The sequence below is a fragment of the uncultured Fibrobacter sp. genome, assembly GCF_900316465.1.
Classification (GTDB): domain Bacteria; phylum Fibrobacterota; class Fibrobacteria; order Fibrobacterales; family Fibrobacteraceae; genus Fibrobacter.
Genome location: NZ_ONDD01000048.1, coordinates 1 through 11,429, shown reverse-complemented (window position 1 = coordinate 11,429; position 11,429 = coordinate 1). Strand labels below are relative to the sequence as shown.

The following is an 11,429-nucleotide window of genomic DNA, read 5'->3' as shown; positions in this document are numbered from 1 at the left end:
GACCGCATTTCAATATTAGTCAAAGGATTTTTTCTCATGACCGCCAGAAGGCTTTTACGGAACCACCCGCCTAGCGGGTGGTTTTCTGTATACAAAAAACACCTGCCCGAGGCAGGTGTTGAATCGATTACAAAATCAAAGTGCCAGAAAATTTCTATGGAGTTTCTTCGTCCTTTAGACAACGAACACTGAAACCGGCGTATTTGACGTCGTAGTGGTACTCGTAGAAGGTTGTACCGTTCGCCCGTATGTTCCAGCGGTAGGCGCTACTGCTATCGCCCTCAGTGGAGCCCCAAAAGTAGGCGTAATAGCCTACACCGAAGAAGCCTCTATCATACTTGCCATCGATGTAGTGGCCAGTTGGGAGCGCGGAAAACCCGTAGGCGTCGGTCGCATCGGGCCAGTTCGCAAAGCCCTTCGCCTGCATCGCATAGGGGGAACGACCCATGGCGGAATAGAGCGAACTCCATTCGCTGTCGCTGGGCAGGTACCAGCCTTCGGGGCACACGCCGCGGACCTTGCCGGAAAGTCCGCATGTCTTGCCGTTGCCGCATTCCTCTTCGGACTTGCCCACCGCGGCGGCCCAGGTGTAAAGCCTGCCGTACTTCGCGCAACTGTCGGCGGAGTTGTTGTAGCAGTAGCTTTGGCCATCCACTTCGTAATTTAGGTTCTCCGCCATCCATATTTGATTACCAATTGTAGCCGTTTTATAAATTTGCCCATTGCGAAAATCTGTAAGCGTATTTTTTTCTGCATTGAAATAACTTGAATCGGGAGATGTATTCTGTAATGAAGAAGAACTTTCTTCAACCTTTTCACTGCCGCTGGAATCTACAAACTTTTCGGAACTGGAGTACATCTCGATTTTGACAGAGCTTGAAGACGCTTCAGCAGACTCAGGCTCATTAGAACTGCTTGATTTCGCAGAAAAGCTGCTGCTTGACACTCTTGTATCACTAGAGCTAGACTTCGGTGTGACACTAGAAGAACTACGGGATTCTTCTACACTACTCAAAGCATCTCCGCCTGAAGACCAATCTTTGCTTTCGGAAGATTGTGTTTTTTCATTGCTTGATGAACTCTCGATAGGCGCAGGCCCCCCGAAACTGCCGGACACTTCGGCAGACGCATCAGCCGACTCAGCGTCCTTTTCAGCATCGACATTCCATTCGCCACCTTCGCACAGGCCAGAACAAACCAGCAAGTCGTCATAGGTTTCGGAAACAAGATCCGATTCGGGTACTATATTGTTCGGACTGCTAGAACCGCTATCACCACCACAAGCGACAAGCTGAGTCAGAAAAATAGACAAAGCTAAAGCGATAAAAATTTTCATACGTCAAATTTAAATTATAAAAACAGGAATCACGTTAGTGATTCCGATAAATGCGTAAGGTGAGAGAAGCAGAATTGCTTGCAAGCCTACTTCCGAGCCCAGCATTTAGTACTTTAGTACAATCCGTGTGGCGCCATTAGGGGTTTTAGGGGGCGGAGCCACCTAGGAGAGGGGGTGGAGAGCAACGCAGTGCGAACCAGGGGGACCCCTCCCCCATCTACAGACCGTTCGGCTCTATCGCTTCAAAAAAACTATGACATCGCCTCACTCTCGCCTACACGACTCGTTAAGACGAGTCGCTTAAGGCTCACACTAAACCATAAGGCAACATATTTCTATATTTGGGCGCGTATGGAAATGATTCAAGACAAGCTGAAGGTCAGCATTGCCTATTCCTTGAAGGAACGCACCGGAAAGATTCTCGAAGAAGTACCCGCGAGCTACCCGTTCGTGTACATTCACGGGTTCAACAATATTATTCCGGGGCTTGAAGACGCGCTAGAAGGCCGTCACTTGAATGAAAGTTTTACTGTCGATATTCCGTTTGAACAGGGCTACGGCCCCTACCGCCCCGATTTGGTCATGGAAGTTCCGAAGGACGAACTCCGCGAAGTGGGCGAAATTTGGCTCGGCATGGAGCTCGAAATGTATATGGACGAAGACGTGCGCGAATTCCAGCTGCCCGAAACGGCGGACGAGTTCGTGGACGGGCTGAACCTGGACGATGACGACGAATCCGACGGCATTTACACGATTAAGGAAATTAAGAAGGACACCGTGGTCGTGGACGGGAACCACCCCTTTGCAGGAAAGGACCTGACTTTCGACGTGACGGTGGTCGCCATCGAGCAGCCGAGTTTTACCGAGCTCGAAAGCGGCTACCCCGACCGCGAAGAAGATTTTGACCATTTTGACGACGGCTTTGACGGGGCCGACGGCGAAGATTTTGACGACAACAACCACAACAGGAGATGGCGCTAATGGCATCGATGGACGAACTCAAGAAGGCTGCAGGCGTTCGCGCGGCAGATATGATCAAGGACGGCATGACCGTGGGTCTTGGAACGGGTAGCACCGCCGCTCACATGGTGAACCGCCTTGCCGAGCGTATCAAGACGGAAGGCCTGCATGTGGTTGGCGTGAGCACGAGCTGGAGCACCACGCTGCAGTGCCGTAGCCTCGGCATTCCGCTGAAAGAAATGGGCGAAGTTTCTCACCTGGACATGGTGATTGACGGTGCCGACGAAATCGACGACCAGCGTAATCTGATTAAGGGCCGTGGCGCTGCCCACCTGCTCGAAAAGATTGTCGCCTCGATGACGGACAACTACGTGATTATCGCGGACAGCGGCAAGAAGGTGAACAAGCTCGGCGAAAAGTTCGCCGTACCGCTGGAAATCATCCCGGGGGCCATCGCCGTGGTGACCGAACGCGTCAAAAAGCTCGGCGGCGACCTCAAGGTGCGTATGGGCGCTCCCGGCAAGGACGGCCCGGTCATTAGCGACAGCGGCAACCTGATTGCTGACGCCAAGTTCGGCATTATCGAAAACCCGGACAAGCTCGCCCGCGACCTGGAACACATCGTGGGTATCGTGGGTCATGGCCTGTTCGTGGGCATGGCGACCAAGGTGATTCTGGCCGACGCCGACAAAGGCCTCGTGGAATTTTAGTAGACAGTAGGCTGTTAAAAGTATTGTCCCCGCTTCGGCGGGGATTTTTTATACAAATTAAAAATCCCTCGGTAAGAACCGAGGGATTTTTTAGCGTTATAAACGCGTGCTCAATTAGTCTTCGTCGGCGAGTTCCGGAGCCTTCTTGATCACGTTGCGACGGCCGTAACGGACCTTGGACGGATCGAAGGTGGTTTCAACGGCTTCGACTGCGGGTTCAGCGGCAGGTGCTGCAGGGGCAGCGACCGGGGCTTCAACGGCAGGAGCGGCCGGAGTTTCAACCGGAATACGCGGAGCGAGCGGGCGGCGAGCTTCAGGAGCTGCGGCCGGAGCGGCTTCGACGGCGGGAGCTGCAGCTGCGGGAGCCTGGGCTTCGGCAGCTACGTTCTGAGCTTCAACGTTCTGTTCGCGGCGGCCTTCGCGGCGGTCGCGACGATCGCGGCGGTTGCCACGGTCACGTTGTTCATTACGGTCGCGAGCGGGCTGCTGCTGTTTGTCAGCGGCGCGATTTTCGCGATTTTCCTTAGCAGGACGGTCCTTGCCATTGTTGTTCTGGCGATTTTCCTTGCGTTCACCGCGCTGAGCCATTTCCTGTGCGCTGATCGGGCGACGGGAAGCCGGCTTCAAGTTCATGTCCGGGGTGAGCTTCTTGAAAATCGGGGTACGAAGCATGGTAAGGAGCTTGTTAACCTTCGAGAGGATAACGATGCACAGAATCACTGCAACGAGTGAGAGTGCGAGTGCGATGTATTCCATTCGGGGCACCTCATAAGTAAGGGTTGACCGCAGGTGCAGGCTGGAAATAAACCCGCAGGCGGTGTGGCTGGTTCGTGTTTGTGTGTGCTTAAAGCCATCTTACTAGCGCCTCCTGAGAGGCTTGACGGCGATAAGGTTTCGGGCAAATTGGGCCAGCGAAACTATTAAAGGGGCCACTGCCGTAGCAGAAGGCCATTGTGAGCCACGGGCGCAAATATAACAAAACTGTTAAATAATTGGGGATTGATAGTTAAGAAACGTCCCCCAAAACGCTCTGCCGGTGGCGGTCTAAAGATGCATATCGAGCTTTTCCAGCGATTTTTTGACCGAATCGTTGTAGGCATTCATCGAATCCAGATTCTTCTGCAACGAATCCAGCTGGCCCTGGAGCACCGCGTTTTCGTCTTTCAAGCGGTTCATTTCGGCCTCAGCCGCCTCATCGGTACAGGCAGAAAGCGAAAAAAAAGCCAAAAAGGCAAACAGGATTGCAGACAAAGTAATCATTCGGTTCATGCGTAGAATATAGAAAATAAAAAAGTGTAAAGCCAATATTTTCTATCTTTCGCCACATGAATTCAAGCGCACAGACATCGCCGGAACTCTTGCTGCCCGTAGGCACGCGCGAAATGCTCGAAGCCGCCGTGAACAACGGGGCCGACGCCGTATATTTCGGGGTTCCCCACTGGAACGCCCGAGGCCGCACCGAAGACTTTTCCTTTGACGATGTCCGCGACATGATCCGCTACGCCCGCATTCACGGGGTGCGCACCTTCTTGGCCATGAACGTGCTCGTTTTTGAGCGCGAACTGCAAGAATTGCCTGAATTCCTCGAAAAAATCATTTCGCTTGAACCCGACGCCTTTATTATTCAGGATATCGGCCTTGCCCGCCTGATTCGCGCAATCTGCCCGAACCAGGAAATCCACGCCAGCACACAAATGACACTTGCAAGCGCTGAGGGCGTGAACCTGGTAAAATCCATCGGATTCAACCGCGCCGTACTCGCCCGCGAACTTTCGGTCAAGGAAATTGCCGCCATTAAGGCAGCCACCGACCTGGAACTCGAAGTTTTCATTCACGGGGCGCTTTGCGTGAGCTACTCGGGCCAGTGCCTGACCAGCGAAAACTTTGGCGGTCGTAGCGCCAACCGCGGCCAGTGCGCCCAAAGCTGCCGACTTCCCTACCGCATTTTTGTGGACGGCAAGGAATTCCGCGACACCGACGCCCAATACCTCTTTAGCACCCGCGACCTTTGCGCCCTCCCAAAGCTCCCCGAACTCGAAGAAATCGGCGTAAATTCGCTCAAAGTCGAAGGCCGTCTCAAGAGCCCCGAATACGTTGCCGCCGTATCCCGCGCCTACCGCAAGGCACTGAACCAGATTCCGCTGGACACCAAGGACTTGGAACCCTTGGAAGTACTGTTCAGCCGCGGCCTCAACACCGGTTGGCTCGACGGAGACAATCACCAGAAACTGGTGAACGGCACGTTCAGCAATCACCACGGCATGTTCCTCGGGCAAGTCGTGAAAATTGACCGCGGCCAGGTGATTATCGGTCTCGACAGCGCTATCTCCGATGCCGGCGAAAACGCCACCTACCCGCAACCGGGCGATGGCATTCTGTTTGAAAATGCAGCCCTCGGCGTAAGCATTGGCAGCCGCCTGTACGCCGCGCAAGTCACCCATTTACCGCACGCAAAGCGCGGCGATCCCAAGCTCTTGAAGCTTGAATTCGGGCGAGAATTCGACACCCGCCAGATTGCGGTGGGCATGCAAGTTTACCGCAACGACTCGCCCGCACTTGAACGCGAGCTGCGCAAGACTTTTACGGACCGCGAACAACTTGTGCGCTTGCCGATCCACATGACACTTTCAGGTAAAATCGGCGGACCGCTCAAGCTCTCCGTTTACGACACGCCGAGAAACACCGTTGAAGTCGAGGCAGATTTTACCCTCGAAGAAGCCCGAAACAAGGGTAACGATGCCGACAAGGCTCTTCGCGAACTCGCCCAAAAGGAACTTTCGGCCTTAAGTTCGACCGCCTACCAGCTAAAGCACCTCGACATTCAAGTAGACCGCGGTGCGTTCATTCCCGGAAAGATTCTCCGCACGCTCCGTCAGGCAGCCATCGAAAAACTCGACAAAAAACGCACCGAATGGAAGGTTTTGAATCCGAGCGCTGAGGCCGGCAGAACCTTCTTGAACGAGACCCGCGTCAAGTTCAAGTCTGCCGCCGCACCAACCAGTGGCACGACATTTGCATCCGCACGCCCGATTATCAGCGTTCTGGTCCGCAATCCGGACCAAATCGCCGCCCTCGAAGGCCTCGCCATCGAAAACGTCATTATGGATTTCGACTGGGGCGTCAAATACGACACCCCGCTGGAACAAATCCGCGAACTCGGATTCAAGGCGGGCATGGCGACGCTTCGCATCCACAAGCCGGGCGAAAGCCATTACCTCAAGAACATCCTGCGACTTTGCCCGGACTTTGCCCTGGTGCGAAATCTGGGGGCGCTCTCGATCCTTAAAGAAAGTGGAATCCCGCTCACCGGCGACTACAGCCTGAACGCCGCCAACAGCGCAAGCTACGACTGGCTCCTTTCACAAGGTCTCTCGACACTCCACCCCTCCTGGGACCTCAACAGCACGCAGCTCTTTGACCTGCTCGAAAACATCGATGGACAGCGCCTCGAGCTCACGCTGCACCAGTACATGCCCGCCTTCCATTCGGAATACTGCGCCTTCGCCCGCGCCCTTACCACAGGCCGCCGCTTCCCGGAATGCGACAAGATTTGCACCAAGCACAAGGTCGAAATCTTGGACCACAAGGGCGAGCGCCACTTTTTGCAGAGCGACGCCGAATGCCGCAACACGCTCTTTGTGGGCAAACCGCAATCGGCCCTCAAACTGCTCCCCCGCCTCCGCACTGCAGGCGTGAATCACTTCCGCCTCGAAATGCTCACCGAAGACGCCGAAACCGTGCGCCGCAAGGTGCTCATTTACACGCAGGCCATCCAGGGCAAAATCTCTATCGAAGATGCCATCCGCGAAGCGGGCATCCAAGAAAAATACGGTCTCTCCGAAGGCCAGCTCTTTAACGAAAGCACCTGGCAAGACCGCAAGAAGTAAAGTTCTTACGCCTTCAAAAGAAGCCCCGCCGCACCTAGAATTGGCGGGACTCCCCAACTGAAAATTCGCCATCGGGTGGATAGCAAACTACCGACATTCGCCGGCGAAATCAAATTTAGTCTAGACGTAAAAAAAACGGGAACTTTGTGCCAAATCTTGCAAACAACAGTTTGCAAGAGCTCTCATTTTTTACATTCAAGAAACATTTAAAGTGGCAAAGGCCTACTTTTTCTTGGCGCGAGCAATCGCTTCTTTGGCAAGCTTATCGACCAGCTCATTCCACTTGACGCCGGTATGGGCTTCCACCTTTTCAAAACTCACACGGTGCAAGTAAGGCTGAGCGGCCGCCACATAGCGCTTGGCGATATTGCTTTTCGCCTGCCATTCGCCCTTGGCCCAGCGGGCAATGCCTTCGTAGTCGTGGCAGATCGTACCCGTCTTGTCGTTGGAATCGAGCCAACGCATCGCCTGAAAAGAGGCCATCACTTCGCCGTCAATGTTTCGGCTTTCTGCATCAAATGCGGTAATACCCGAACCGCGGGCAATTTCGACATCGTTTTCAGTCACCACAAACGCCCAGCCCGATTTGGGGAAATCTGGCGAAAAAGAGCCATCTACAAAAACCCGGATACCATCGGGTACGGGAGTTTCCATTCCAGAAATCCATGCTTCGGCCTCGGCACGCGTACCGAACGACTTAAAAAGCACTCCCTTGACTCCATGGGTCAGTTTTTCACATTCGGCCCAAGTCATGACAATTTTGCTTTCATTCGGGGTCTTTATCGCATAGAATTTCTGTTTAGGCATGGTCCAAAATTAGTATATTTTTCGTGTGAAACCATCGCCATATTTTGCAAATCGTCTACGTTATTTTTTCAAGCGTTTCTACAGTCCTGAAAAGCTGTACCGTTGGTTTTTGGACGTAGCCGGAGATGAATCCGGTGAGTTCAATTTCCCGGCAGCACTCCAGGGGAATCCCAAAACAGTCGTGTTCCTCGCCCAGGACATCGACAAGTCGACAGCATTCATAAAAGCGATGCCCGACTCGTTCTTCAAAAACGCTCTCCTTTGTGCCCCCGATACAATGCAGGTCGTTATCTCAGCCAAGCATGCCAAAGCGATATACTATACCGAGCTTGAATGCCGCTACGGCGAACCGGCCTTCGAAGAGTTGCAATACAAAATCCAGGATTACGGTCCACAAGTATGCATTTACCTCGGCGAAGCATTTTGGCCGACGCTACTTTTGGCCAAAAAGAGCGGAGCAAACTGCCGCATCGGGTTTACCGAAGACCATTGCTATCCGTTCCTGAATGTGTGCCTGAAACCCAACAAAATGAGCGAAGCCGCCCTGGTTAGTCAGTACTACGGGGTCAAGTAATGCAAAAGGGGTTTCCCACAATCATCACCGAAAACGGCGGGTATGCGGACCTCCACATGCACACCAAGCTTTCGGATGGAAACCTCTCGGTCGAAGAACTGCTCACCCTTTGCAAGCGCAAAGGGTTGCGTTGCATTTCGATTACCGACCATGACAACCTGGATAGCTACAACCTGGCCGTCGAACCCGCCAAGGAAATCGGTCTCGAAATCATTCCCGGCATCGAAATTTCGGCTGTGTGGCAAGGCAAGGACATCCATATTCTCGGCTACTTCTGCGATCCGACAAACCTCGCCTTGAACATGGAACTGCAGGATTTCGCCAAGCAGCGTGTCACCCGAGCAAAGGCGATTATCAAGAAATTGAACGCCCTCGGTATCGACATCACCTACGAAAAGGTGGTCACCTACTGCAAGGGTAAGGTCATCGGACGCCCGCATATCGCCATGTCCATGGTCGACGAAGAATACATTTCGAACTTTTCGGAAGCGTTTACCAAGTACCTGGGCGACGGCTGCGTGGCCTTTGTCGAAAAGAAGGGACTGAACCCGCAGCAGACTATCAAGCTCATCGAAAACGCCGGTGGAATCGCCGTGCTCGCCCACCCCTACAAGTCGGGTCTCTCCGATGAATTCATCGAGAATATGGTGGAATGGGGCGTACAGGGTATCGAAGTTTATAGCCCCGCCCAAAAGGGAGCCGTTGGCCGCAAGTACAAGGAAATTGCCCAAAAGTTCGGACTCGTGGGAACTGGCGGTTCCGACTTTCATACCGAAGCTGGCGCCTACCCGCCGGGTTGCATGAAAATGCCCTACTCCGTGGTGAACGCGCTGCGCGAACGCCGTGAAAAACTGAGAGCGGAATGGTACTAACCAAAATGACATCTCTCATCTCTCGTCTTTCGTCTCTCGTCTTGATTTTCTTGGCGACATCCCTATTCGCAGAGCCGATCAAACCGGATCCGTACAATCTCCCGAAAGCGCAAGATTCCGTCTACAAGACGCCCTGGGGCATTGACCCCGCTCCCCGCGAAACCGATGCTGGCCGTTGGGTGCTCCCCCTCCGCGGTCTCATGCAGCGAACCTACGACATTTCCGGCCAGAAATCCGAATGGCTCCTGGGAACCTCGATTCTCGGAGCACCGGAACTGGAAGCCGACTTTTTAGGCATGGGTTCTATCCAGACTCGCTACCCGAGCAAGCTTGCAGGACTTTTTACCACACGGCTAGGTTACGACGCTACGACACTCGGGCTGAACGGTGAAAACGGAATTCTGACCGAAGAACGCAAAGGAGTCCCGGTCGACACTCCCGTGACCGACCTCAACTGGGAACGCCCCGCCTTTGGCGGTAACGCTTTGCGCCTCGACTTCCGCAGGCTCGTGACCGATTCCGTTTCGCTTGAATTCGGGCTCGCCAGCCATTCCGACGTAGATTCCAAGGAATACAGCTACCAGAACGTGACGCACTCGCCGTATTTTTCCATGGGCCGCGACTCGACGCAAATTCCTTTTGGCGGGCGAAACATCGCCATGAACAGTATGCACATCCAGCCAATTCTCACCTGGAGATTCGGATTCGGTAAGGCATTCGCCAAATTGAACTACATTAACCTTCGTAACGCCGACAACACGAACCACAAGGTTCTGCTAGACACGCTCGACAAGGCGGTTCGCACATTTCAGACCGACCCCTACGTCATCGAGACACACACCTTCGGCTACGGCGGCGGAGTCGAATTCTACCCCACCCGTAAGCTGACGCTCTCAACCGATTTCCAGTACACCGAACACGAAATCTTCGAAGATTCCCTCGGCCGCATTTTCAAGAAAACGCACGAATACACCGACACCTCGGGCAGACAGTTTGTCGACACGCTCTTCTACGATACCGTGCGAACCACGAATTACCAGTCCATGCTCGGGAACTTCGGCATCGCCTACCACACAATCTTCAATCCGGCTATCAAGTTCAAGTACGAATTCCTGAACACCGACAACACCGGAGACAATGACACGACGCGCACCTACTACCAAGACCGCGAAGTCGGCTACTTGGAACTGAAAGATACCCTCTGGAACAACGTTCTATTCCGCACGCAAACGGGTTTACAGCGCAACAGCTCGCTGCTTGACAAGGTCGACTACGCGCCGGCCTACTCCGCCGACGTGCTCGCCTTCTTGCCGTACCACCTACGTGCAAGCGCCGGCTGGCGGCATGACAACAAGTTCCCCGATGTAGGCCAGATCAAGATTAACGAAACAGGCCGTCTCGCCTTCGCCCGCAAAGACCTTGAATACGAAGAACGCGACCGCTACACCATGAATTTGGGCTACCAGCAGCGCGAAGTCTTTTACGGAATCGGGCTCCGCTACGAAAATGTCGACAACCTGATCAAGCCCCGCTGGGTCAAGCACGGGACGGTCGATTCCACAGAAGCCATCGACGACGTTTACACTTGGACCAACATCGATAACGTGAACAGCCTTGACTGGATTTTGCAAGTCGGCTTTAGGCTTGGCAACTGGAAGTTCTATCTGGAACGCGGCGAAACACTTGACCGCAGTTTCAAGCTCATCGATACGCCGGAACTCTACTACAAGGGCTCCATTCACTGGCAGAATCGCTTTGTGTCAGACCGCTTGGGCGTGAGCGTACGCGTAGACTGGCAGTGGTTCGGCGAACGCTATGACTGCACCATTGGTGAACACGGCGGGCCCGAGCTTGAACTCATGAAGAAGTACCTGGCGCTTGACTTTGAAGCCCGCATGCAGATTCTTTCGTTCGAACTCTACACCCGAATCGAGAACTTCAACCACAGCATTTACATGCCTGCTAGCGGCTACACGCCCGAAGGCCTCCGCTTCGCCTACGGCATCGTCTGGTCATTCCGGAACTAGTCATGCTGAGCGCGGCTCAGCATCGGCTTTTTTATTTGAGTTTATAAATCTGCGGCCAATTTTTCCCGGTCACCCACAGATTCTTGCCGTCGTAGGCAATGCCGTTCAGCACATCGATATCCGGATACTTGCGCTTGAGTTCGGCAACCTTTCGGCTTAAATCCAGATAATACGACACGCGGCCACTAGGCAATTCAATTACCGCAATTGCACCGGTCTGCCAAATGTTGGCGTACAGGGTGTCACCCACGATTTC

11 protein-coding genes are annotated in these 11,429 nt (G+C 53.8%); 6 read left to right on the top strand and 5 right to left on the bottom strand.

Annotated features, from left to right (window positions below):
- Positions 1-154: 154 nt before the first annotated feature.
- Positions 155-1,336: a fibrobacter succinogenes major paralogous domain-containing protein gene (locus tag QZN53_RS12615; RefSeq protein ID WP_163439273.1), complete on the bottom strand. Its 1,182-nt coding sequence runs from the start codon at positions 1,334-1,336 to the stop codon at positions 155-157.
- Between the two features lie 351 nt (positions 1,337-1,687).
- On the opposite strand from QZN53_RS12615, the gene QZN53_RS12610 reads away from it, so the two are divergent.
- Positions 1,688-2,317, top strand: a complete 630-nt coding sequence (locus QZN53_RS12610; RefSeq protein ID WP_163439272.1) for a peptidylprolyl isomerase — start codon at positions 1,688-1,690, stop codon at positions 2,315-2,317.
- Positions 2,317-3,006 carry a ribose-5-phosphate isomerase RpiA gene (gene rpiA, locus QZN53_RS12605; protein ID WP_255369163.1) on the top strand — a complete coding sequence of 230 codons (690 nt, stop codon included), beginning with the start codon at positions 2,317-2,319 and terminating at the stop codon, positions 3,004-3,006. Before QZN53_RS12610 ends, rpiA begins: the two co-directional genes overlap by 1 nt.
- Positions 3,007-3,120: 114 nt before the next feature.
- On the opposite strand, the gene QZN53_RS12600 is transcribed toward rpiA, so the two are convergent.
- Both QZN53_RS12600 and QZN53_RS12595 read right to left on the bottom strand, forming a co-directional pair.
- Positions 3,121-3,762 (bottom strand): hypothetical protein, encoded by a 642-nt coding sequence (locus QZN53_RS12600; RefSeq protein WP_163439271.1) that lies wholly within the window; start codon positions 3,760-3,762, stop codon positions 3,121-3,123.
- Positions 3,763-4,050: 288 nt separating this feature from the next.
- Positions 4,051-4,275 (bottom strand): hypothetical protein, encoded by a 225-nt coding sequence (locus QZN53_RS12595; protein WP_163439270.1) that lies wholly within the window; start codon positions 4,273-4,275, stop codon positions 4,051-4,053.
- Positions 4,276-4,331: 56 nt separating this feature from the next.
- On the opposite strand from QZN53_RS12595, the gene QZN53_RS12590 reads away from it, so the two are divergent.
- A complete protein-coding gene (locus tag QZN53_RS12590; protein ID WP_163439269.1) occupies positions 4,332-6,893 on the top strand; it encodes a U32 family peptidase in 2,562 nt (853 codons plus the stop codon).
- A 222-nt stretch (positions 6,894-7,115) separates the two neighbouring features.
- Here the strand turns inward: QZN53_RS12590 and QZN53_RS12585 are convergent, their stop codons facing one another.
- On the bottom strand, positions 7,116-7,700 hold the full coding sequence (locus QZN53_RS12585; protein WP_163439268.1) for a viroplasmin family protein: 585 nt from the start codon (positions 7,698-7,700) through the stop codon (positions 7,116-7,118).
- A gap of 25 nt (positions 7,701-7,725) precedes the next feature.
- On the opposite strand from QZN53_RS12585, the gene QZN53_RS12580 reads away from it, so the two are divergent.
- Genes QZN53_RS12580 through QZN53_RS12570 form a run of 3 tightly spaced genes read left to right on the top strand, consistent with a single transcriptional unit; the run spans position 7,726 to position 11,173 of the window.
- Positions 7,726-8,274, top strand: coding sequence for a hypothetical protein (locus QZN53_RS12580; RefSeq protein WP_163439267.1), 549 nt, complete (start codon positions 7,726-7,728; stop codon positions 8,272-8,274).
- Positions 8,274-9,146: a PHP domain-containing protein gene (locus QZN53_RS12575; RefSeq protein ID WP_163439266.1), complete on the top strand. Its 873-nt coding sequence runs from the start codon at positions 8,274-8,276 to the stop codon at positions 9,144-9,146. Before QZN53_RS12580 ends, QZN53_RS12575 begins: the two co-directional genes overlap by 1 nt.
- A gap of 5 nt (positions 9,147-9,151) precedes the next feature.
- Positions 9,152-11,173, top strand: coding sequence for a hypothetical protein (locus QZN53_RS12570; protein ID WP_163439265.1), 2,022 nt, complete (start codon positions 9,152-9,154; stop codon positions 11,171-11,173).
- Positions 11,174-11,204: 31 nt separating this feature from the next.
- Here the strand turns inward: QZN53_RS12570 and QZN53_RS12565 are convergent.
- Positions 11,205-11,429, bottom strand: a 225-nt coding sequence (locus QZN53_RS12565) for a glutaminyl-peptide cyclotransferase (protein ID WP_163439264.1), incomplete at its 5' end; no start/stop codon positions are given.

Coding starts and splice junctions, on each gene's coding strand:
- QZN53_RS12615 (WP_163439273.1), bottom strand. CDS start 1,336: ATGAAAATTTTTATCGCTTTAGCTTTGTCTATTTTTCTGACTCAGCTT.
- QZN53_RS12610 (WP_163439272.1), top strand. CDS start 1,688: ATGGAAATGATTCAAGACAAGCTGAAGGTCAGCATTGCCTATTCCTTG.
- rpiA (WP_255369163.1), top strand. CDS start 2,317: ATGGCATCGATGGACGAACTCAAGAAGGCTGCAGGCGTTCGCGCGGCA.
- QZN53_RS12600 (WP_163439271.1), bottom strand. CDS start 3,762: ATGGAATACATCGCACTCGCACTCTCACTCGTTGCAGTGATTCTGTGC.
- QZN53_RS12595 (WP_163439270.1), bottom strand. CDS start 4,275: ATGAACCGAATGATTACTTTGTCTGCAATCCTGTTTGCCTTTTTGGCT.
- QZN53_RS12590 (WP_163439269.1), top strand. CDS start 4,332: ATGAATTCAAGCGCACAGACATCGCCGGAACTCTTGCTGCCCGTAGGC.
- QZN53_RS12585 (WP_163439268.1), bottom strand. CDS start 7,700: ATGCCTAAACAGAAATTCTATGCGATAAAGACCCCGAATGAAAGCAAA.
- QZN53_RS12575 (WP_163439266.1), top strand. CDS start 8,274: ATGCAAAAGGGGTTTCCCACAATCATCACCGAAAACGGCGGGTATGCG.
- QZN53_RS12570 (WP_163439265.1), top strand. CDS start 9,152: ATGACATCTCTCATCTCTCGTCTTTCGTCTCTCGTCTTGATTTTCTTG.